Source organism: Thalassovita aquimarina (assembly GCF_018219815.1).
GTDB lineage: Bacteria > Pseudomonadota > Alphaproteobacteria > Rhodobacterales > Rhodobacteraceae > Thalassobius > Thalassobius aquimarinus.
On record NZ_JADMKU010000007.1, the window covers coordinates 23,450 to 46,129 of the forward strand.

The following is a 22,680-nucleotide window of genomic DNA, read 5'->3' on the forward strand; positions in this document are numbered from 1 at the left end:
GTCGCTCTCCTCGGCATTGATCTGCCGCAAGGTGACCCCGGACCGTTTCGGCCTGCCGCTTGTCGGTTTCGAGCCGACTGGAAATCAACTGCTGATGTGATGGCGCGACGCAGGTACCCCCGTGTCCGCGCCATCCCACCATGAACCCCCGTCAGCCCCCCGCGAGCCGCCGCATCAGGAACACCTCGGCCCCTTCGGGCAGCTCGGCCGACCAGTCGTCCCGGTAGATGACCCCGTTGACAACCACGGCGACCTGATTCCGGATCGGATCGCGCAGTCCCGGATACAGTTCCTCCAGCTTGCGCAAAAGCTCGCGGATGGTGCTCGCCTCGACGGCGAGCGTCTTTTGATTGTCCGCAAGGGGCACGAGGCCGGCCCAGAGCGTCACGTGGACCATCAGGAACCTGTCTTGCGGTTCAACGCCGACAGTATGCGCGGCGGCGACATCGGAATATGTGCCATGCGCACACCGACCGCGTTCGAAACCGCATTGGCGATGGCGGCCAGGGGCGGCACGATCGAGGTCTCGCCCACACCGCGCACACCGTAGGGGTGATTGGGGTTGGGTATCTCGAGGATTTGCGTGTCGATCATCGGCAAGTCCGAGCAAACCGGAATGCGGTAGTCGAGAAAACCCGGATTCTGCAGCCGGCCGTCGTCGCCATACACGTATTCTTCGTTCAAAGCCCATCCGATACCTTGTGCGGCTCCGCCCTGATACTGCCCTTCGACGTAGGACGGATGCACCGCCTTGCCAGCATCCTGGATCACCGTATAGCGCACAACGCGCGTCGATCCTGTTTCCGGGTCAACTTCGACATCGCAGATATGGGTGGCGAAGGACACGCCCGCGCCATCGGCCACCAGTTCGCTGTGCCCGGCGATGGGGCCGCCGGTATTGCCCGACTTGGCGGCGATGTCCTTGACCGACAGCGGGGCGAGGTTGCCGTATTTCGTGCCCGCGGCATGTGCGTGCCCGTCTTTCCACTGGACGTCTTCCAGCGGAATGTCCCATGTTAGCGCCGCGCGCTTGCGCATGACTTCGATGGCGTTGCGCGCCGCGGAGATCGTCGCCATGGATGAGGAGAACGTGCCCCGGCTGCCGTCGGTCATGTCGTTGTAGCCAAGCGTCGCGGTGTCGGCGATGACGGCCTTGATATCCTGATAGTCGATGCCAAGTTCTTCTGCCGCGATCAGCGACAGCGAGGCGCGCGAGCCGCCCACATCCACCGTGCCCACCGCCAGCGTCACCGTGCCATCGGAATTGATGTTCAGATCGGTGCAGGTCTGGCCGCCGAAATTGAACCAGAAGCCACAGGCCATGCCCCGGCCCTGATTCCGGCCCAGAGGCGCGCTCATGTGCGGATGGGCTTTTGCCGCCTCCAGCGTGGGACCAATGCCGATGGGGCCGTAGACCGGGCCGTAGGACGATCGCGTTCCTTCGCTGGCGGCATTCTGTATCCGAAGCTCTACCGCATCCATGCCGATTTCTTGTGCCAGTTCGTCAATCGCGCTTTCGACCGCGAAGGCCGCCATGGGGGCGGACGGGGCGCGATAGGCAGAAACCTTGGGTCGGTTGACGAGGACCTCGAACCCGACCGTCTTGACGTTTTCAAGGTCATAGCAGGCAAACGACGTCATCGCGCCCAGTTCGGCCCACATGTCGCCATAAGGCCCGTTCGTATAACGCAGCGTCGCGCTGGCGGCGGTGATCTTGCCGTCCTTGCGCGCGCCGATCTTGACGTCGATCGAGGTCGCGCTGGTCGGGCCGGAGGCGCGGAAAACCTCTTCGCGGGACATCACCAGCTTGACCGGGCGGCCTGCCTTGCGCGACAGCGCGAGCGCCACCGGTTCTGCCCAGACATGGGTCTTGCCGCCGAAGCCGCCGCCGATCTCGGACGAGGTGACCCGTAGCTTCGAGACCTCGAGCCCCAGGAGATCGGCGCAATTCTGGCGATAGACGAAATGCCCCTGCGTGCAGACCCAAAGGTCGGCGGTGCCATCGGGATTGCAGCTCGCCACGCAGGCATGCGGCTCGATATAGCCCTGATGGGCCTGTTCGGTCTTGAAGCTGCGTTCGACGATAATATCCGCTTGCGCAAATCCGGCCTCGATGTCGCCGTGGCCGAACTCGGACCGGTTCGCGACGTTCGACGGCGCCTTGGGCGCGGGTTCGACACCGGTCGTGAACACCGTTTCATCGAGGATCGGCGCGTCCGGTTGCATCGCAGCGTCGACATCGACGACATGCGGCAGAACCTCGTAGTCCACTTCGATCAGTCCGAGCGCCTCTTTCGCGGCCTTTTCATCGATGGCGGCGACGGCGGCGACGGCATGACCGTCATAGCGCGCCTTGGTCCGCGCCATGCAATTGTCGAGTATCGCAAAGAGTGCCGCGTCGCCGTTCGTCAGGTCAGGCAGGTCGGCGGCGGTGATGATGGCCTTGACGCCCCTGACGGCCTCGGCGCGCGCCGTGTCAATCCGTTTGATCCGGGCGTGTGCATGGGGGCTGCGCAGCACGCGGGCCACCAGTTGGCCCGGCATGTTGAAATCAGCGCCGTAGCGGGCGCGCCCGGTGACCTTGTCCACGCCATCGGGGCGCAGGGGGCGGGTGCCGACGGATTTGAATGCCTGCTTCTTGTAGGCCGCATCGAAGCTCATGCTGATTCCCCCCTCATTTCGGTTGCGGCGGCCTGCACGGCGCGCACGATCTTGTCATAGCCGGTGCACCGGCACAGGTTGCCCGCGAGCCAGTACCTGATTTCCTCTTCGGTCGGGTCCGGGTTTTTATCCAGAAGCGCCTTTGCCGCCATCAGAAAGCCGGGCGTGCAGATGCCGCATTGCAGGGCTGCGTGTTCGATGAACTTGCTTTGCAACGGGTGCAGTTCGCTGCCGTTGGCCAGGCCCTCGATGGTTTCGATGGTACGGCCCTGGGCTTCGGCGCCGAGAACCAGACAGGAACAGACCACCCGGCCATCCATAATGGTGCTGCAAGCGCCGCAATCGCCGGTGCCGCAGCCTTCCTTGGCGCCCATCAGGCCGAGCCGGTTGCGCAACACGTCCAGCAAGGTTTCATCAGGCTGGCACAGGAATTCGACATCATCGTCGTTGATCGTTGTGGAGACAGCTATCGAAGTCATCATTTTTCTCCTGCGCGGGTGTAAGCGGTTTGCGCGGCGCGGCGCGCCAGCACCCCCGCGACCTGTTTTCTGAATTCCACGGTGCCGCGTTTGTCGTCGATCGGATTGCTGCCCGCGGAACATGCCGCCGCCAGCGCATTGAGCGCTGCATCCTCGAGACGGGTGCCGACAAGGGCACGCGCCCCGTCTTCCACCAGCATGACTTTCGGGCCGACCGCTCCGAGCGCGACACGCGCGGATTTGACCACGCCGTCGTCATCCAGCGACAGGCTGACCCCGGCACCGACAACCGCGATGTCCATTTCCGTGCGCGGGGTGAACCGCAGATAGGCATCGCCCGACCGCGCCGTCGGTTTGGGAAGGATCACCGACTCGATGATCTCGCCTTTTGCCAGCGATGTCTTTCCCGGGCCTGTGGGAATATCGAGGACCGCGGCCTCGCGGGTGCCGCCGGGGCCCGCGATCCTGACCTTCGCGTTCGCGGCCACGAGGGCGGGAACGCTGTCGGCGGCGGGCGATGCGTTGCACAAGTTACCCGAAACGGTGCAGCGCCCCTGGACTTGAGTCGAGCCGATCAGATTGGCTGCTTCCACCACGCCGGGCCAAGCGGCGGTGAGGGCTTCATGTTCGCCGAGCGCGGCGCATGGAACCGCGGCGCCAATAACGAATGCGTCCTCGGTTTCGGTCACCTCGCCCATACCGGCAATGGATTTGATGTCGACGACAAGGTCGGCCTTGAAGTCGTCACTTTGCATTCTGACAAGCAGGTCGGTGCCGCCAGCGAGAACAAAGGCATTCTCGCTTGCCTCCGCCAACAAGGCCGTTGCATCCATCAACGTTTCGGGTCGTTCGTAGCGCACGGGGTTGAATCCTTCTTAACGATTTCTTGTCCGGGTTCGTCCCGGGCGGATGGCAAGAGGATCAGACACAATGAGGGTCTTTCGCAAGTCAAAGACGAAATTTTTTCGTCGCCCGTCCTGATTTTACGCCGACAGCATAGCCGTGCGCCGTTTTGCATGCACCTGATCGGCGATCATCGAGCGGTGGCTTGGCATGGCGTTTCGGAAGGTGGGGCCGAAGGGGGCCATCTGTTCGTCGGTCAGCCAGAAGATGTCGCTCTTCCCGCCGCCGATCTGCTTGGAAACTTGGATCGCGCGGGCGCGCTGACGCGAGGTCGACAAACGGGGGGCGAGTCCGGGAGCTATGTGATGGACTTGCGACTTTTCTGAGCATCCTTGCCGGAGGTGGGCCGGGGGGGGCGCAAGGTCCGAAATGGTAGGTGATGCATTCAAAGATTAATATATTATTTTCAATTGCTTAATTAAAAAATACCCAATCGGTTCACCTTTGATCCATGTCAATGACGCGGCGGGTCGGTAGGAGCATGAATGCTCATATGAAATGCGTATTCAATCTTGTTGTGATGGCCTTGCTGACGACGACACTCGTTATCGCCGCAGCGAATGCGGGGTATGCGCGTGCCACTCATGAGCTTTCGACTGCCGGGAATCGGACCATCGTGATCTGCGGTTCGGCCGGGCAGGCTGAAACGATCACTCTGGATCGAAACGGCAACCCGATCGATGACCCGATCGAGGATTGTGTGCATTGTGCCGATTGCAGCCTCGTTCCCGTCATGGACCTGACGCGTTCCGCTATCAGCCCCCGGCCGGAAGGCTGTGCCCGCATCGTCTGGGCCGTGCCTGAGACCGCACCTGTCGTGCTGCGCGAGATCGAGTCCCCGTCCCGCGGCCCCCCAAACCAGAAAGTTGTGTGATAATGCAGGTTTCCAACCTTGCCGTCTTGTGGCGGCTTCTATCGAGCTTACATCGGATCTGGGGCCTCCTGGCCCTCATCATCATCGGTTTCGCCAGCCCGGCGTCGGCCCAGACCGGCCAGAGCGTGCTGGCACAGTATCTTCCTGAAATCGAACCCGGCGCGCTGGTCGAAGGCGCGGACGCATTCGGCCCGATCCGTGACGACGTGCCGGTCGCGCCGCTTCTGTCCGGCGGTGAACAGATCGGTCACGTTTTCGTCACCTCGGATTTCGTCGGCACGACTGGCTATTCCGGCAAGCCGATCCACACGATGGTCGCGGTGGACAATGACGCGGTTATCCTTGGCGTCGATCTGGTCAAGCATTCCGAACCCATCGTCCTGATCGGAATCCCCGACAGCAAGATCAAGAAAATGGCGGCCGACTTCCGCGGCCTGTCGCTTGTGGACGAAGCCGCGGCGGGTGGGTCTGGCCATGAGCTGGAAATCATTTCCGGCGCGACCGTGACGATCATGGTGATCGACGATTCGATCATCCGGTCCGGGCTGAAGGTTGCGCGCGCCCTGGGTCTTGGCGGGCTTCGGGCCAAGGCGGAAACCGGCCCGAAATACGAGATAAACGAAGCGGCCAAGGCCGCGGACAGCTGGATGGCGATGGAAGGCGACGGCACGGTGCGCCGCCTGTCGCTGGACGTGGGCCAGATCAACGCCGCGTTCGAGGCAATGGATGATCCGCGCGCCGCTGCGCGCGCACTGACCGAACCGCCCGAGACGAATTTCATCGACATGCAGATGGCGCTCGTCTCGGTGCCGTCTATTGGCCGCGCCATTCTGGGCGAGGCGGATTACGGCAACCTCGAGGACTGGCTGGATGCCAGCGAACACGCGATCGCAGTGGTGGGCCGGGGGCTCTATTCCTTCAAGGGGTCCGGCTACGTGCGTGGTGGCATTTTTGACCGGATCGTGCTGATCCAGGGGGACGTGTCGGTGCGTTTCCGTGACCGGGGCCACCGCCGCATGGGGACGATCCCCCTGGGCGACGCTCCGGAATTCACCGAGCGCGATCTGTTCAAGATCCCCGCGGATAGCGGCTTCGACCCGACCAAGCCGTTCCGGCTGCAACTTCTCGTGCAGCGCGAAGTCGCCGCGATCGAAAAGGTCTTCACCACCTTCGATCTGGGCTATCAGCTGCCCCAGAGCTTCCTGCGCCCGGTGGTTGCGGCGGTTGAAACGGCGGCGGCAACGGAGGCCGATCCGAGCGAACAGGCCGCGCAACAGGCGCTGTGGAAAAAGATCTGGGAAGACAAGACGCTGGAAATCGTCGTGTTGTCGACAATGCTGGTGGTGCTGACGCTCGCCTTCTTCTTCCAGATACAGCTGACCCGCTCGGAGCGCGCAGTGAAGATTTTCCGCTACAGCTTCCTCACGATCACGCTGGTGTTCCTGGGGTGGTTTGCCAACGCGCAGCTTTCGGTGGTGAACCTCATGGCGCTGTTCGGTGCGCTGACCACGGATTTCAGCTGGCAGGCATTCCTGCTCGATCCGCTGACCTTCATCCTGTGGTTCTCGGTCGCGGCGGCGCTCTTGTTCTGGGGCAGGGGGGCCTATTGCGGCTGGCTGTGCCCGTTCGGCGCGTTGCAGGAATTGACCAACCACATCGCCCGCGCCCTGAGGGTGCCGCAGATCACCCTGCCTTGGGGGCTGCATGAGCGCCTCTGGCCGATCAAATACATGATCTTCCTCGGCCTTTTCGGCGTCTCTCTTGCCTCGATCGAACAGGCGGAGCACTTGGCCGAAGTCGAGCCGTTCAAGACCGCCATCGTGCTCAATTTCGTGCGGGCCTGGCCCTTCGTGGCCTATGCCGCGGCGCTTCTGATCGCCGGGCTGTTCGTCGAACGCTTCTATTGTCGTTACCTTTGCCCGCTGGGCGCGGCGCTCGCTATTCCGGCCCGTCTGCGGATGTTCGACTGGCTCAAGCGGTATCGAGAATGCGGTTCGCCCTGCCAGGTATGCGCCAACGAATGCATGGTGCAGGCGATCCATCCGACCGGTGAAATCAACCCCAATGAATGCCTCAACTGCATGCATTGCCAGGTGCTCTACCAGTCCAAGACCAAGTGTCCCGTCGTCATCAAGAAGCTCAAACGAAAGGGCTCGAACTCCGACCCGAGCGCGTTCCTCAATGCGAGGAAAGGGCTCGAAAACCATCCTAATCTTCAGAAAAACTGAGAGGAGACAGAGATGTCAAAAACTGAGAAAAAAGGCATTAACCGCCGCGGTTTCATGGGCGCGACAGCGACCGGTGCGGCCCTGATGGGGACCGGCGGTGTACGGCTCGGTCTGCTTGGCGGGGCGGCTGCGGTGACCGCAGCGACCACGCCGGGCGCGGCGCTGGCGCAGACCGGCCATGCAAGCCCCGCACCGGGCGAGTTGGACGAATATTACGGCTTCTGGTCCTCGGGCCAGAGCGGCGAGATGCGTATTCTCGGCGTGCCGTCGATGCGTGAACTGATGCGCGTGCCGGTGTTCAACCGCTGTTCGGCCACCGGTTGGGGGCAGACCAACGAAAGCCTGAAGATCCTGACCCAGGACATGCTGCCGGAAACCAAGGAATATCTGGCGGCACAGGGCAAGGTTGTCCATGACAACGGCGACCTTCACCACGTCCACATGTCCTTCACCGAAGGCAAGTACGATGGCCGCTACCTGTTCATGAACGACAAGGCCAACACCCGCGTCGCGCGGGTGCGCTGCGACGTGATGAAGCCCGACAAGATCATCGACATCCCGAACGCCAAGGCGATTCACGGTCTGCGCCCGCAGAAATGGCCGCGCACCAACTATGTCTTCGCCAATGGCGAGGATGAAGTGCCGATGGTCAATGACGGCAAGATCCTGGACGAGCCGGACAAGTACGTGAACTTCTACACCGCGATCGACGCGGATGAAATGAAGGTCGCGTGGCAGGTGATGGTGTCGGGCAACCTCGACAACACGGATGCGGATTACGACGGCAAATACGCCTTCTCGACGTCCTACAACTCGGAAATGGGGATGAACCTCGCCGAAATGATGGAAGCCGAGATGGACCACGTTGTGATCTTCAACATCAAGGAGATCGAGAAGGCGGTCGAGAACGGCGACTATACCGAACTGAACGGCGTGCCGGTGATCGACGGGCGCAAGGGGTCGAACAAGAACTACACCCGTTACGTCCCGATCCCGAACAGCCCGCACGGCATCAACATGGCGCCCGACAAGATCCACCTTTGCGTGGCCGGGAAACTGTCGCCCACCGTTTCGGTGCTCGATGTGCGCAAGTTCGATGCCCTGTTCGAGGACGACAGCCTCGATCCGCGCTCGGTCGTCGTGGCCGAACCGGAACTGGGCCTTGGGCCGCTTCACACCTGTTTCGACGGCAAGGGCAACGCGTTCACGACGCTGTTCCTCGACAGCCAGGTTGTGATGTGGAACATCGAAAACGCCGTGCGCGCCTATAACGGCGAAAGCGTGGACCCGATCCTGAACAAGCAGGACGTCCACTATCAGCCGGGTCACAACTCGACCACCATGGGCGAAACGCTCGAGGCGGACGGCAAGTGGTATCTGTCGATGAACAAGTTCTCGAAAGACCGCTTCCTGAATGTCGGGCCGCTGAAACCGGAGAACGAACAGCTGTTCGCGATCGACGGGAGCGACATGACGCTGGTCCATGACGGGCCGACCTTTGCCGAACCGCACGACTCGATCCTCGTGCACCGGTCGGTGGTAAACCCGAAATCGGTCTGGGACCGCAACGACCCGATGTGGGCCGATGCGCGGGCACAGGCCGAGGCCGACGGCATTGACCTCGACGACTGGCAGGACAGCGTGATCCGTGACGGCAACAAGGTGCGGATCTACATGTCCAGTCAGGCGCCGCAGTTCTCGCTCGAACAGTTCACGGTGAAGCAAGGCGACGAGGTCACGGTCTACGTCACCAACCTCGACGATATCGACGACCTGACCCACGGCTTCACGCTGAACAACCACGGGGTCGCGATGGAAGTCGGGCCGCAGGCAACGGCGTCGGTCACCTTCACCGCGTCGAAACCGGGCGTCTACTGGTACTACTGCCAGTGGTTCTGCCATGCGCTGCACATGGAAATGCGCGGCCGCATGCTGGTGGAGCCGACCGGCGCATGATCCGTATCGTTCCCCTTCTCGCGGCGCTTGTGCTGATCGCTGCCCCGGCGATTGCCGAACGTGTGACCATTGCTCCCGGCGAAGGCATGCTGGCGGCTGCGCTCGCCGCTGCCGGGGAGGGGGACGAGATCATCCTGTCACCGGGCCGTTACGACGGCCCGGTGACGATCGACAAGTCGCTGACGCTGACCGGGCAGGCCGGCGCCGTAATCGATGCCCACGGTACCGGGTCCGTCGTTCTGGTGGATGCGCCGGATGCCACTGTGCGCGGTCTGCATCTGACCGGATCGGGGCGGGTGCACGAACCCATCGACGCAGGCGTAAAATTGACCCGGAGGGCGCACGGCGCGCGGATTCTGGACAACGTTTTGACCGGTAACCTTGTCGGCATCGACGTTCACGGCGCACGTAATGCCCTTGTCGAGGGCAACCGGATCCAGGGGCTGCGGTTGGCCCGGATGAACGACCGGGGAAACGGGATTTACATCTGGAACGCACCGGGTACCGAAGTGATCGGAAACGAGGTGCGCTACGGGCGCGACGGAATCTTTTCGAACGTGTCCAAACGCAATGTGTTTCGTGGCAACCTGTTTCGCGACCTGCGTTTCGCGGTCCACTACATGTACACGAACGACAGCGTGATCGAAGACAATATCTCGATCGGAAATCACCTTGGTTTCGCGCTGATGTATTCCGACCGGATCACGGCCAAGAACAACATTTCGATCAACGATCGCGACCACGGCGTGATGCTGAACTATACCAATCAATCCGACATCTTTGCGAATTTCGTGACCGGCGGGACTGGAAAATGTGCCTTCGTCTACAATTCGCACCGCAATATCATTGCGGAAAACAACTTCGTGGGTTGCGAAATAGGGGTACATTTCACAGCCGGGTCCGAACGCAACACCATCACCGGCAACGCGTTCGTCGGCAACCGGACGCAGGTGAAATACGTCGGGACCAGCGATGTGGAATGGAGCCACGAGGGGCGGGGCAACTACTGGTCCGATCATCCGGCCTTCGACCTCGATGGCGATGCGCGGGCCGATAGCGCCTATCGCCCCAACGATCTGATGGACCATATCCTGTGGTCCCAACCCGCCGCCAAGCTGTTGCTCGGCAGTCCCGCCGTGCAGCTTGTCCGTTGGAGCCAATCGCAATTTCCGGCCGCGCGAACCGGAGGCGTGGTGGACAGCCACCCGCTGACGACCGCACCGGTGCGGGAGGTCCCCGACACAATTGAACGCATGGCCCAGGCGACCCCGCTTTGGGCCCAAGGAGAGAGCTATGACGATACTGACCCTCTCGAAGCTCACTAAGACATATGGTGAGCGCCGGGTGCTGGACGAGGTGACGCTTTCGGTGGCCGCAGGAGAGCGTGTCGCGCTTCTGGGACACAACGGCGCTGGGAAGTCGACGCTGATGAAGCTGGTGCTCGGGCTGATCCATCCGGACGGCGGCACGGCGGCGATCGCGGGCCATGCGCCAGGATCGGCGGTCGCCCGGGCGCTGACCGCTTACCTGCCGGAGAACGCGGCATTTCATCCGGCGATCTCCGGGCGCGAGCAGATGCGCTATTATCTGCGGCTCAGGGGGCAGCCGGTGCGGCTGGCGGATGAGATTCTGGAAAAGGTGGGGCTGGGGGATGCCGCCGGGCGGCGCATCGGCACCTATTCCAAGGGAATGCGGCAGCGTGTCGGGCTGGCGCAGGCGCTGATCGGTGGCCCGCGTTTGATGATCCTCGACGAACCGACCTCGGGGCTGGACCCGGTGTCGCGGCGCGAATTCTATGCGTTGCTCGATGAACTGGCGGCGAACGGTACGGCGATCTTGCTGTCGTCCCACGCGCTGTCGGAACTGGAGGCCCGCACGGATCGGATGGTGATCCTGTCGCAGGGGCGGCAGGTGGCCGAGGGCACGCTCGCGGATTTGCGTGCCGAGGCCGCGCTTCCCCTGACCGTGCAGATCACGCCGCAGGCGGGGCAGGGGGCGGCGTTGCTCGACGTCTTCCCGGACGGCCGGCTGGTCGACCAGCGCGTGATGCTGACCTGCGCGCCGGCCGAAAAGCTGACCGTTCTGGAACGCATCGCGGCGCACCGCCCGCTGATCGCGGATTTCGATGTGCACGCTGCCACGCTCGACGATCTGTATTCCCATATCAGCGGGAGGGCCGCGTGATGATTTCCCGTATCCTTGCCACCGCGCTGCTTGAATTCGCCATCGCCCGGCGCAATCGCTGGGTGATCGTGTCTGTGGCGATGATGATGCTCTTCTCGCTGGTGCTTTCCGCCGCCGGAGCGGCTCCGGCCGGACAGATGGCGGTCGATCCATTGTCCGTCACGGTCGCCAGCCTGATTTCGCTTGCGGTCTATCTTGTCCCGCTGATCGCGCTGCTCATTTCCTTCGACACCATCGCGGGGGAAAGCGAGCGTGGCACGCTGGCATTGAGCCTGACATATCCGTTGGCGCGGACCGAACTGCTGTTTGGCAAGCTCGTCGCGCAGCTTGGCGTTGTCACCATCGCGGTGTTCGCAGGCTATGCCGTCGCCGCCGTCGCTGCCTTTGCAAGCGGCGGTGCCGAAGCGGCACAAGGATTGCCCGCGCTTTGGCGGCTGGTCTGGACTTCGGTTCTTCTGGGGGCGGTTTTCCTGTCCCTGGGGCATGCCATGTCCTGCCTTGCGCGTCGGCCCTCGGGGGCGGCGGCCATGGCAATCGGTCTCTGGCTGGTGGCGATCGTGTTGTACGATCTCGGGTTGCTGGCGGCGATCGTGGCGGATGACGGCGGAACGTTCACCACCGATGTCTTTCCTTGGGCGCTGGTCCTGAACCCGGCCGATGCCTTCCGCATCTTCAACCTCGCGGCCTCCGGCGCGGTGGATGCCGCCTCCGGCTTGTCGGGTGCTGCGTCCTCTATCGCGGTCTGGAAGCCGCTCGCCGCGATCCTGATCTGGCCGCTGGCAGCGGCGCTGCTGGCCAGGCTGTCTTTTCAAAGGGTGGTACCATGAAACGACTTCTTTTCTTTTCTCTTCTCGTTTTGGCCGCCTGCAAGGAAGACGTGGCGAACCTGCCCGCCCCGATCGACATAACCGAAGAGGCGCTTGGGTATTATTGCCAGATGGCGCTGGTCGAACATGACGGGCCGAAAGGACAGGCGCATCTGGACGGCATGCCCGCGCCGATCTTCTTCAGCCAGGTGCGCGATGTCATCGCCTATCTTCACATGCCGGAACAGAGCCATGCCGTGAAAGTGGCCTATGTGCAGGATATGACGCAGGCCGATTGGACCACGCCAGGCGACTGGATCCGGGCGGAGGAGGCGCTTTACGTCGCCGGGTCCGACGCGGTGGGGGGCATGGGGGCTGCCGAATTCGTGCCGTTTTCCGATCCAACAGCCGCCGAAGCGTTTGCCCGCGATCATGGCGGTCGGGTGCTGGCCTTTGCGGACATCCGCGCCAAGGACGTGCTTGGGGCAAAGACGCCGGAAGCCGAGGCCGCATTTGCAACAGACGATATCAATGCCCGCCTGAAGGCGCTCGGGCAGTAAGGAGTGAAGTCCATGCACATGAAACGACGCCGTTTTCTGAGCTTTGTATCCGCCGCCTGCCTGACTGCCGCCGCCGCGCCGGCATCAGCGTTTCGCTGGCAGGGTGTGGCACTGGGCGCTAAGGCGCAGATCGTGCTGGATCACCCCGAGGCCGAGCCCATCGCCGCCGCTGCGCGGGCCGAGATCGCACGGCTGGAGCAGATCTTCAGCTTGTATCGCCCCGACAGCGAAATCATGCGCCTGAACCGCAACGGGCGGCTTGAGGCGCCTTCATTCGAGATGCTCGAATGCCTGACGTTGGCGCGCCGGATACATGAGGTGACGGGCGGGCTGTTCGATCCGACCGTTCAGCCGCTTTGGCGATTGCTGGCCGAAGCAGCGGCGGCTGGCCGGATTCCCGAAGCCTCACCGCTCAAGGCCGCGCGCGCGCTGGTCGGGTTCGACCGTGTCGGAACCGAAGCCGGTCGGATTACGCTTGCTCCCGGTCAGGCGCTGACGCTGAACGGCATCGCGCAGGGCTTCATCGCGGACAAGGTTGCCGCGCTCTTGGCGGCGCGAGGTGTGAAGGATGTGCTGATCGACACCGGCGAAATCGTCGCGATGGGGGCAGGCCGGGGCCATGACGGCTGGCCCGTCACCCTGCGGGGCGAGGACCGGGCCCGTCTCTGGCGCGACCGGGCGTTGGCCAGCTCCGCCACCTTCGGCACGGTAATGGATGAGGCCGGGCATCAGGGCCATATCCTTGCGCCCGAGGGGTCAGCGCAGGTCCCGACCGAGATCACGATCAGCGCGAAGAGCGCCGCCATGGCCGATGGTCTGTCCACCGCTCTCTGTCTTGTCGCCAACGAAGCGGAAGCGCGCAATCTGTTGCGTTCGGTCAAGCAGGCGCGGCTGGAGAGGTTTCTTCAGCGGGCCATGCCAGGTTAGACCAATTCGCACCGGGTCGAGGTCCTTTCGCACCAAGACAAGCACAGGCGAACGTGTTGGAAAATTCCGCATTGCGGGACATAAAGCCGGAAAAGAGGTTTTTACTGTTCTTGCGGCGTCATCGGTGACACCTTGCTGCTGGGAATAATGCAAGGAGACAGCCTGATGTCGGCACTTCCGTCCTCGGCACGTGTGGTGATCATTGGTGGTGGCGTGGTTGGCGCTTCGGCTCTTTATCATCTGGCAAAGGCTGGCTGGCGCGATTGCGTGCTGCTGGAAAAGAATGAATTGACCGCGGGGTCGACATGGCATGCGGCGGGCAACGTCCCGACCTTTTCCTCCAGCTGGTCGATCATGAACATGCAGCGCTATTCGGCGGAACTTTACCGGCAGCTGGGCGACGCGGTGGATTACCCGATGAATTACCATGTCACCGGCTCCGTGCGCATCGGCCACAGCGCCGAGCGGCTGCAGGAATTCCAGCGCGTCAAGGCGATGGGGCGTCACCAGGGCATGAATCTGGAGGTGATGACCCCTGATGAGCTGCGCGCGGTCTATCCTTTCCTGGAAACCCACGATCTCAGCGGCGGGCTCTACGATCCCTATGACGGCGATATCGACCCGGCGCAGTTGACGCAGGCGTTGGCCAAGGGCGCGCGGATGGAAGGGGCGCATGTCGAACGGTTCTGCCCCGTGACCGGAGCGCGGCGCGAGGGGGGCGAATGGATCCTCGAAACGCCCAAGGGCGAGATTCGCTGCGAATATGTGGTCAATGCGGCCGGGTATTACGCGCAACAGGTCGGGCGGCTGTTTGGCCGCGAGGTGCCGATGATGGTGATGAGCCATCAATACCTGTTGTTCGACACGATCCCCGAGCTTGAAACATGGTCGCGCGATGCTGGGCACAAGCTGCCGCTGCTACGTGACGTGGACAGCTCCTATTACCTGCGGCAGGAAAAATACGGGCTCAACCTTGGCCCGTACGAGGGCAACTGCAAGGCGCATTGGGTGACGCCCGACGATCCCTTCCCCGAGGATTTCAGCTTCCAGCTCTACCCGGACGACCTGGACCGGCTGGAATGGCATATCGGCGATGCGATGGCCCGCGTGCCTTTGCTGGAACAGGCCAACCTGACCCGGGTGATCAATGGCCCGATCCCCTATACGCCCGACGGCAACCCGCTGATCGGTCCGATGCCGGGGGTGCCGAACGCGTTCGAGGCCTGCGTCTTCACCTTCGGCATCTGCCAGGGCGGCGGCGCCGGCAAGGTGTTGGCCGAATGGATCACCGAAGGGGCGACCGAATGGGACATGTGGTCCTGCGATCCGCGCCGCTTCACCGGCTTCGAGGACCGCGAATATTGCATCGCCAAGGGGATGGAGGTCTATGGTCACGAATACGCCATGCATTTCCCGCATCATTTCTGGCCGGAAGGGCGCGACAAGAAATACGGGCCCCTGCATGACCGGATGGCGGCGGCTGGCGCGGTTTTCGGGGCTTGGAACGGCTGGGAACGGGCGGCATGGTTCGCGCGTCCCGGCGACGATACCAGCGAAGAGGGCGCCCGGACCTGGCGCCGCGACGGACCGTGGGCAGAGGCGATGGCCGAAGAATGCGCGGCGGTGCGCGATGCGGCGGGCGTTCTCGACCTGCCGGGATTTTCACGCTTCCGGCTGCGCGGCGCGGGAGCGGCTGACTGGCTTGAGCGGCAGATCACCGGGCGGGTGCCGAAGGTCGGACGCATCGGCCTTGGCTACTTCGCGGACGACACGGGCCGGATCGTCACCGAAATGTCGCTGGCCCGGCTGGCCGAGGATGAAATCTGGCTGATCACCGCCGCAACGGCGCAGCTGCATGACGAGGAATGGCTGCTGACGCAGTTGGAACCGGGGCTGGAGCTGACTGATGAAACCGATGACTGGTCCTGCCTGGTCGTCACCGGTCCCAAGAGCCGCGAAATCCTTGCCCCGCTGACAGATGGTGACCTGACCCTGCCGTGGCTGAGCGTGCAGGATGCCCGGATTGCGGGCACCGAGGCGATGTTGATGCGGGTGAGCTATGCCGGCGAACTGGGCTGGGAAATCCACGCGCGGTTTGACGACATGCCCGCCATCCATGGCGCGGTGGTGCAGGCGGGCGCGCCGTTGGGCCTGCGGCCGTTCGGCATGTTCGCGCTCGATTCCCTGCGGATCGAAAAGGGGTACCGGGCGTGGAAGCAGGACCTTTCGACCGATTACACCGTTCTCGAAGGCGGGCTGGGCCGGTTCGTCGATTTCGGCAAGCCGGAGTTCCGCGGCAAGGCGGCGCTGCAGGCGCAGGACGCCAGCGGGGTCAGCAAACGCTTCGTCACGGTGAAAATCGAAGCCGAGGAGTTCGATCCGCCCTACATGGCCTCGCTGATCCATGAAGGCGAGGTCGTGGGGGAGCTGACATCCGCAGGCTGGGGACACAGGGTGCAGGCCTGTATCGGGCTGGGCATGTTGCGCGCCGATCTGGCGGAGCCGGGCACCGAACTGCAGGTCTCCGGTTATGGGCAAGCAAGCGCCGCCGTGGTGCTGCCTGACAAACCCGCATGGGACCCCGACAACAGCCGCATCAGGGCGTGAGGCGGAGAGATCGGCCGCAACAGCCCGTCGAGGTCATAATAAACAACCTGCCCGGCTTGGCTGGGCAGGTCCGTTTCCCGTGATCGCAAAAGGGTGGGGCGCCACGGGCGCCCGATCCCGTCAGCCCTTCGCGTGCCAGCCATTGTCGACATAGGTCGCGGTGCCGTTGACGAAACTCGCGTCGTCGGAAGCAAGGAAGACGACGGTATTGGCGACTTCTTCGGGATAACAAATGCGCCCCTGAGTGGCCGCCATGCCGCTGTCTTCCCATTCCTGGCCCGCCGCGTCCAGTTCGGCGATTTCCTTCAACCCGTGCGCAGTTTCCACGAAGCCGGGGCAGACCGCATTGCAGCGGATGCCGGCATCGCGATATTCGGTCGAAATGGTGCGCGACAGCTGCAGAACGGCCCCCTTGGACATGCAGTAGACGCTTTCCAGCGCATAGCCCAGTTCGGCCGCGATTGACGAGGTGATCACGATCGAACCGCCGCCCGAAGCCGCCATTTCCTTCACCGCACGGCGGGTCACGAGGAAGGCCGATTTCACGTTCAGGTCCATCAGCCAGTCGTATTCTTCCTCGGTCGTTTCGTGCAGCGGCTTCACGATGATCGAACCGGCGTGGTTGAACAGCACGTTGTAGGGCCCGAAGGTGGCCACCGCCGCGTCGAAGGCGGCGTCGATCTGATCCGCCTTGGTCACGTCGCAGGCGAAGAAAGCGGCCCTGCCGCCGGCGTCCTGGATCATCCGGACGGTTTCCTGCCCGGCCTCTTCCTGAATGTCGAGGATCGACACGGTCGCGCCTTCGCGGGCGAAGGCCAGCGCCGTTGCCCGCCCCATCCCGGCCGCACCGCCTGTGATTACCGCGACCTTGCCGTCGAGCCGTCCGGTTCGGATCTGATCAGTCATGCTATTCCCCTCTCCATTGATATCTTTTCTCGCACCTTCGTTGATCAAGCAGTGCATGACCGGCACCGAAGGTCAATAATTCCGTGGTCGGGACGCCAGGGAAGCCGGGTGAACGGCCCCGGATTGCTTGGAGGGTCGCCTTGTGCCGTTTACGTGAGGGGGAGGTTCAGGCCTCAGGATGCGGTTCGCCGGGCTTGACCGGAACGTCCGTTCCTCGGTGACACGCGTCTCTTCGTTCCCTGCCGCATTTGCTGAGGCGCAGACCAACCTTGATGCACAGACATGTGACTGGAGCAGGGTGCCGATGATCGGACGGTATGTTGTTCCGTACTCGGCACCTTTCGTCCCTTCCGATAGGGGGCTCTCGATAATGGCTGCCGCGGCGCGGATGGTGGGGACCCTGCCGAACGGGTTTTCATCGGTGGCAACCGCTGTCCTGCCTGGCGGCCCGTTATTCGGGGGCGGTTTCCCCGAACTGGGCTTCGAACAGGACGAACGAGGTCATCTGCTGGGCCGATGAAACGCCCAGTTTGCGAAACGCGCGCTGTCGCAGGGTGCGTACCGTATTTTCCGAAACAGACATGTTCAGCGCGGTGCCGGCGACCGTGAGGCCGGCCAGAATGGAGTCGCAGGCGGCTGCCTCGCGCGGGGACAGTTTGGAAAACCGGGGAAGCCCGCGTTCCTTCAGGCTGGACACCGAAACGCCCGGGCGGAACTGGAAAGCCTCGGATCCGACGATCCTGTGGCGCAGGGAAATCGCTTCGTGGGCGACCGGCAGAAGCGCTTCGAAGCCGCGCATTTCCTTCTGCGAAATCATGCCGTCGGCCTTGCTGCGCAGGAAAAAGGACAGGATCGCGTGATCCCCCCTGCGGGTGGCAATCGACAGCTTCTCGCACATGCCCGCCCGGACATAGCGCGGAAAGCGCGGATCCGTTTCGGTCGGCGCGAAGCGGCTCAGCGTCGACGCCCGTTCGCTGGAGGCTTCGACCGCGGCCTGCAATTCGGCGAAGACATCGGGATTGGCGACGAAGTCGGTGCCGTCGCGGTGAAACCAGTAAGACCCGATATCGCCGCTGCAGATCGAAAAGACGGCCTTTTTCCGTTGCACGCTGGTCCAGAAGTAGGCGCCGAAATTGCGGATCGGCCCGGCCTGCGAAACGAAGTCCAGGACGGAGGCGCCGAAATCCGGCGCTTCGACCTTTCTGAGCAATCTGGCAACGCCAAGGGCATCGAAGGCACTGATGAATTCGTCATCCATATGGATGACATACGCCACTTGCCAGCGCCGTGTAAAGGTCGCCCCGGTGCCGGGTTCCGGCGTAATATCTGGGAGGTTTTCTCTGTGACAAAGCTGTTTTCGACCAAGTCGAGGCCCGTTCACCTCGGTCCCTTTCCGATGGAACGCATCCGGCGCACCGACCGGCATCCGGCGCTGGCGCAGGTCAGCACGCCCGCGGGGCCGGTCGCCGGTGAAAAACCGGCCCTTTCGATCGCCCATGCGATCAGTCGCTACCAGGCCATGCTCGACATCGTGCGCGACGGGCAGGTCATGGCCGAAACATCAGAAATCCCCGACGATCCGGTCGCGAGGGCAAATCACCTGAAGGCAGCGGGCTACTATTTCGACGCCACGATGATGGGCGTTTGCCGCATCGCGCCCGAACACTGGCTGGACGACCAGATCGAAAACCCGGCGACCGAGGGCATCCGCGATGAATTGCGCAAGGGCCAGCCCAAGGTCTTTTCCGGCGGCATCGACCAGATCTTTGCCGATATCGAAGCCGCCTCGCAACGCAAGCTGGAACCGGTGCGCCATCATACGCATGCGATCGCGGTCCTTGTCGAATACACCCGCGACATAGCACCCGGCGAACCCGGCCATGACTGGATCGCTGGCACCCAGGCAGAGCGCGCGGCGCTTCTGACCTCGAACACGGCAATCCTGCTGGCCAATTACCTGCGCCTTCTGGGGCACGAGGCGCGGGCGCATTCGCTGTATGCGCGAGATGTCGATCTAAACCGGGTGGCGGTGTCCGCGGGGCTGGCGCAGATCGGGCAGGGCGGTATCGTCAACCCATTCCTGGGCGGCCGCTTCGGCCTGGCTGTGGTGACCACCACACTCGACATCGCGCCCGATCGGCCGATCGATCCGCATGCGAAGGCACCCGGCGGATTGAAATGGCGTCTGGGATATGGTTCGGGGCGGAGCAAGAAGACGGCGATCCCCTACGAGGGCCGGTCCTTCCACCTGGGACCATACCCGTTTGAAAAACTCAAGCGCGTGGATCGTCCGACCACCTATATGGACGAAGAAAACATCCCGCGCCCCTCGAAACGCGCGGATTTCTTTGCCCGGACTCTTTACGGTGATCTTGGCAAACCGATGCAGGATGCGGCCCGCGGCGGCATGTATATCGGGAAAAACCCGATCGGCGCCTGCGCACGCCGGGCCCTCGGGGCACTGTTGCTGCTGCAATATGGCGAAGCGCGCGGCCCGGTTTCCGACACGGTTTCCGATCCGGTCAAGAACAGCGACGACCTCAAGGCGGCGTCCTACTACCTGTCCTGCGATGCGGTCGGCATGTCGCGCTGCCCCGACTGGGCCTATTATTCGCACAATGCCGGTGGCGAACCGCTCTCTCCGTATCACGGCAGCGCGATTTCGCTGCTGTTCGATCAGGGGCATGAGACGATGGAGGGCGCGTCGGGCGATGACTGGATCAGCGGGGCGCAGTCGATGCGGGCTTACTTGCGCTTTTCCCTGATCGGCGGGGTGATCGCCGAGCATATCCGTCGCCTCGGCTATTCGGCGCGCGTCCATTCGGTGCTGGACAGCGAAGTCGTCCAGCCGCCGCTGGTTCTTCTGGCCGGGCTGGGCGAGGTCAGCCGGATCGGCGATGCCATCCTCAGCCCGTTCCTCGGGCCGCGCATCAAGTCCGGAACCGTCACCAGCTCGATACCCATGGCGCATGACAAGCCGATCGATTTCGGAATGCAGAACTTTTGCGAAAGCTGCCTGAAATGTGCGCGGGAATGCCCTTCGGGGGCGATCTCGGCAGGGCCCAAGCTGATGTATAACGGCTATGAAATGTGGCGCTCGGACCCCGAGAAATGCACCCGCTATCGGATCACCAACGCGGCCGGCGCCATGTGCGGGCGCTGCATGAAGACCTGTCCGTGGAATTTCGAAGGACTGTTCACCGACAACGCCTTCCGCTGGATGGTGCAGAACCTGCCCGCCTCGGCCAAGAAACTGGCCGAGCTAGACGATATCCGCGGCCGCGGCACGATCAACCCGGTCAAGAAATGGTGGTGGGATCTGGTCATGAGCGACGAGGGGTCGCGCTTCGTGCTGGCCGAGGAAACCAACAAGAGGGAACTGCAACGCGATCTGAAGCTGAAATACGAAGACCAGACGCTTGCCGCCTATCCGGCGAACCTTATGCCGCAGCCGTGGCCGGTGGCGCAGCCGATCGACCGCGACAAGGGGGTCGAGGCTTATCGCGCGCTCATCAGCGCCGAGGAACACCAGCGGCGCAAGGCCGCCGGAGAAAAGGGTCTGGTGCCGGCCCGCAAGATCGTCAACGAAGAACCGCCGATGTTCCCGGTGGTGATCACCAAGCGGCAGGACCTGTCCAACAGTGTCGTCCTGTTCGAATTCGCGCGGCCCGACGGCACGCCGTTGCCCGAATGGGACGCCGGGGCGCATATCGATATCGTGGTCGCGCCGGAATACCTGCGGCAATATTCGCTGTCCGGCGATCCGGCCGACAACAGCCGCTATCAACTGGGCATTCAGCGCGAGGAAAAGGGCAAGGGCGGGTCGAAGCTGCTGCATCAGGTCTTCAAGGAAGGGCGCACGATTTTCATATCGAAGCCGCACAACCATTTCCCGCTGGACGAAGATGCCGAACTGACCCTGCTGATGGGCGGCGGGATCGGGGTGACGCCGATGATCGCCATGGCCCACCGGCTGCACGCTCTGGGCAAGGACTTCGTGCTGCACTATTCGGCGCGTTCGCGCGAACAAAGCGGGTTCGCCAAAGTGCTGCAGGACATGCCTTGGGCGGAAAACGTGGCCTTCCATTTCTCGAGCGAAACCGGCCGGGCCGACCTTGATGAACTGATCCCGACGCACCGCCCCGGCATGAATCTTTATACCTGCGGCGGCGATGCCTACATGGCGTCGATCTTTGAAACCGCCCGGCAAAAGGATTGGCCGGAAAACGACCTGTCGCGCGAATATTTCTCGGTTCCCGAACAGCCGGACCGCGAGAACTTTGCGTTCGAAATCGAGTTGAAGAAATCGGGCCGCGTCATCGAGGTTCCGGCGGAAAAGTCGGCGACCGACGCGCTGGCCGAGGCCGGAATTCACGTTGATACCAAATGTTCCGACGGCATCTGCGGTGTTTGTGCCTGCAATCTGGTTTCGGGCGAGGTGGATCACCGCGACTTCGTTCTGTCTGCGGAGGAGCGGGAAAAGAAGGTGATCCCGTGCTGTTCGCGTGCGGCCGGAGAAGGTGCGCGTATCGTTCTCGACCTGTGATTGCCGGGACTATCCGTTCGGCCCGTCCCGAGTACAGCCAGTTCTCGGGACGCGGTCGCATGGGGCAGGTCGCCTCATATGTCAGTCAATGATCGCAGTGGCTTTCTGCCGCTTGAGCCGGCGTCAATGCAGGCGATAAAAAACCGCGCGCTGTCGATCCCCAGATCCGGTTCTGGTCCTCTGCCGAAAGATGGCGGATGAGGTCGTCTGTCAGCGCAGCCCAGTTCGCGTAGTCGCCGGCAAGGTTCAGTACCGGCCAGTCCGAGCCCCACATCAGCCGGGCGGGGCCGTCCGAGCCGGTGATCTTCAAGAAGGCGACCAGCGCCATCGTTGGTCCGGACGACCTGATCGTGATCCCGCGCGGTTCGGAAAAGACCGACTGGGGATCGAGGGGCTGGGTGTTCAGCGCCAGGACGTGATCGCGGACACCTGAACCGGGCCGCGCCGCCGCTTTGGTCGCGCGGCGCGGTTTTCCTGTGGTTCAAGGGGCTGCCGTCTTGCTGAGCCTTCCCCCGGACAACCGGACATTGACGTAAGCGACGATCTGTTGTCCGCGGGTCTTGGATGAGATTGGGATCAGGACGCGAAAGCCAGGGCATTCAGCAGCGCCGCAAGCAGGGCGTGCGGCAGCGTCGGGCCGCGTCCGATCCCAAGGTATGCGTCGTCGTCGCGCGTCGCGGAGCGTCTGAGCGAACATCTCCAGTGACCGTTCGGGAGCCGGGCGATCCCTTCCATCGACAGGGTCCACCCGGGCCGGATCGCATAGATCAGGGCCAGAACGCTGTCGGTCGATTCCAACTGCCCGCGCCCGATTTCCAGGTCATCGGAATGCTTCTGGATTTCGTCCATGACCCGATCGGCGAGGTCGTCCCCAAGAACGAAGGCCGCTTCCACCTCATGGGCGAGTTCGGCGAGTGTCTTATCCATTGCGTGTCCTCCCTTTGGGTTGAGACTGAACGTTGCGGCACGCTCTGGCTTTGACAGAGATCAACGCCCGCAGGCGATGCCTCTCTAGGATGAAATGGGGCTGTCAGGAGCGGGGA

General features: G+C 63.0%; 19 protein-coding genes and 1 pseudogene. 11 read left to right on the plus strand and 9 right to left on the minus strand.

Annotated elements, in window-relative coordinates; translation table 11 throughout:
• Positions 1-151 precede the first annotated feature (151 nt).
• The 5 genes from IT775_RS09695 to IT775_RS09715 all read right to left on the minus strand — a co-directional run bounded on the left by IT775_RS09695 (position 152) and on the right by IT775_RS09715 (position 4,321).
• Positions 152-397, minus strand: a complete 246-nt coding sequence (locus IT775_RS09695; protein WP_212700907.1) for a MoaD/ThiS family protein — start codon at positions 395-397, stop codon at positions 152-154.
• Positions 397-2,661, minus strand: coding sequence for a xanthine dehydrogenase family protein molybdopterin-binding subunit (locus IT775_RS09700; protein WP_212700908.1), 2,265 nt, complete (start codon positions 2,659-2,661; stop codon positions 397-399). Before IT775_RS09700 ends, IT775_RS09695 begins: the two co-directional genes overlap by 1 nt.
• Positions 2,658-3,140, minus strand: coding sequence for a (2Fe-2S)-binding protein (locus tag IT775_RS09705; protein ID WP_212700909.1), 483 nt, complete (start codon positions 3,138-3,140; stop codon positions 2,658-2,660). Before IT775_RS09705 ends, IT775_RS09700 begins: the two co-directional genes overlap by 4 nt.
• On the minus strand, positions 3,140-4,000 hold the full coding sequence (locus IT775_RS09710) for an FAD binding domain-containing protein (protein WP_212700910.1): 861 nt from the start codon (positions 3,998-4,000) through the stop codon (positions 3,140-3,142). Before IT775_RS09710 ends, IT775_RS09705 begins: the two co-directional genes overlap by 1 nt.
• 123 nt (positions 4,001-4,123) lie before the next feature.
• Complete coding sequence (locus IT775_RS09715) at positions 4,124-4,321, minus strand: hypothetical protein (protein ID WP_212700911.1); 198 nt, start codon at positions 4,319-4,321, stop codon at positions 4,124-4,126.
• Positions 4,322-4,524: 203 nt separating this feature from the next.
• On the opposite strand from IT775_RS09715, the gene IT775_RS09720 reads away from it, so the two are divergent.
• The 9 genes from IT775_RS09720 to IT775_RS09760 all read left to right on the plus strand — a co-directional run bounded on the left by IT775_RS09720 (position 4,525) and on the right by IT775_RS09760 (position 16,185).
• A complete protein-coding gene (locus tag IT775_RS09720; RefSeq protein ID WP_212700912.1) occupies positions 4,525-4,917 on the plus strand; it encodes a hypothetical protein in 393 nt (130 codons plus the stop codon).
• Between the two features lie 2 nt (positions 4,918-4,919).
• The gene (locus tag IT775_RS09725; protein ID WP_212700913.1) at positions 4,920-7,145 is read left to right on the plus strand and encodes a NosR/NirI family protein; all 2,226 of its coding nucleotides are present in this window, start codon (positions 4,920-4,922) and stop codon (positions 7,143-7,145) included.
• A 12-nt stretch (positions 7,146-7,157) separates the two neighbouring features.
• Entirely contained in the window at positions 7,158-9,101 is a 1,944-nt protein-coding gene (nosZ, locus tag IT775_RS09730) for a TAT-dependent nitrous-oxide reductase (RefSeq protein WP_212700914.1), read from the plus strand.
• Positions 9,098-10,426 (plus strand): nitrous oxide reductase family maturation protein NosD, encoded by a 1,329-nt coding sequence (locus IT775_RS09735; protein WP_212700915.1) that lies wholly within the window; start codon positions 9,098-9,100, stop codon positions 10,424-10,426. Before nosZ ends, IT775_RS09735 begins: the two co-directional genes overlap by 4 nt.
• Positions 10,395-11,285 carry an ABC transporter ATP-binding protein gene (locus IT775_RS09740; protein ID WP_212700916.1) on the plus strand — a complete coding sequence of 297 codons (891 nt, stop codon included), beginning with the start codon at positions 10,395-10,397 and terminating at the stop codon, positions 11,283-11,285. The genes IT775_RS09735 and IT775_RS09740 overlap by 32 nt, the downstream gene beginning before the upstream one ends.
• Positions 11,285-12,112, plus strand: a complete 828-nt coding sequence (locus IT775_RS09745) for an ABC transporter permease (protein ID WP_212700917.1) — start codon at positions 11,285-11,287, stop codon at positions 12,110-12,112. Before IT775_RS09740 ends, IT775_RS09745 begins: the two co-directional genes overlap by 1 nt.
• On the plus strand, positions 12,109-12,651 hold the full coding sequence (locus tag IT775_RS09750; protein ID WP_212700918.1) for a nitrous oxide reductase accessory protein NosL: 543 nt from the start codon (positions 12,109-12,111) through the stop codon (positions 12,649-12,651). The genes IT775_RS09745 and IT775_RS09750 overlap by 4 nt, the downstream gene beginning before the upstream one ends.
• A gap of 12 nt (positions 12,652-12,663) precedes the next feature.
• Positions 12,664-13,578 (plus strand): FAD:protein FMN transferase, encoded by a 915-nt coding sequence (locus tag IT775_RS09755; protein WP_212700919.1) that lies wholly within the window; start codon positions 12,664-12,666, stop codon positions 13,576-13,578.
• A gap of 165 nt (positions 13,579-13,743) precedes the next feature.
• Positions 13,744-16,185 carry a GcvT family protein gene (locus IT775_RS09760; RefSeq protein WP_212700920.1) on the plus strand — a complete coding sequence of 814 codons (2,442 nt, stop codon included), beginning with the start codon at positions 13,744-13,746 and terminating at the stop codon, positions 16,183-16,185.
• A gap of 120 nt (positions 16,186-16,305) precedes the next feature.
• Here the strand turns inward: IT775_RS09760 and IT775_RS09765 are convergent, their stop codons facing one another.
• Together IT775_RS09765 and IT775_RS21575 are read right to left on the minus strand one after the other, a co-directional pair.
• Positions 16,306-17,091 carry an SDR family NAD(P)-dependent oxidoreductase gene (locus IT775_RS09765; protein WP_212700921.1) on the minus strand — a complete coding sequence of 262 codons (786 nt, stop codon included), beginning with the start codon at positions 17,089-17,091 and terminating at the stop codon, positions 16,306-16,308.
• 451 nt (positions 17,092-17,542) lie between these two features.
• Entirely contained in the window at positions 17,543-18,367 is an 825-nt protein-coding gene (locus IT775_RS21575) for a helix-turn-helix transcriptional regulator (RefSeq protein WP_212700922.1), read from the minus strand.
• 66 nt (positions 18,368-18,433) lie between these two features.
• On the opposite strand from IT775_RS21575, the gene IT775_RS09775 reads away from it, so the two are divergent.
• Positions 18,434-21,637, plus strand: coding sequence for a 2Fe-2S iron-sulfur cluster-binding protein (locus IT775_RS09775; RefSeq protein ID WP_343231126.1), 3,204 nt, complete (start codon positions 18,434-18,436; stop codon positions 21,635-21,637).
• A gap of 85 nt (positions 21,638-21,722) precedes the next feature.
• Here the strand turns inward: IT775_RS09775 and IT775_RS09780 are convergent, their stop codons facing one another.
• Positions 21,723-21,965, minus strand: coding sequence for an amidohydrolase family protein (locus tag IT775_RS09780; protein ID WP_212700924.1), 243 nt, complete (start codon positions 21,963-21,965; stop codon positions 21,723-21,725).
• Between IT775_RS09780 and IT775_RS21270 the strand changes: the two are divergent.
• Positions 21,925-22,020 (plus strand): annotated as a pseudogene (locus IT775_RS21270) (2-hydroxyhepta-2,4-diene-1,7-dioate isomerase); the annotation flags it as partial. The gene IT775_RS09780 and the pseudogene IT775_RS21270 sit on opposite strands and share 41 nt — an antisense overlap.
• 193 nt (positions 22,021-22,213) lie before the next feature.
• Here IT775_RS21270 and IT775_RS09785 read toward each other — a convergent pair.
• Positions 22,214-22,564 carry a hypothetical protein gene (locus IT775_RS09785; protein WP_212700925.1) on the minus strand — a complete coding sequence of 117 codons (351 nt, stop codon included), beginning with the start codon at positions 22,562-22,564 and terminating at the stop codon, positions 22,214-22,216.
• Positions 22,565-22,680: the final 116 nt, after the last annotated feature.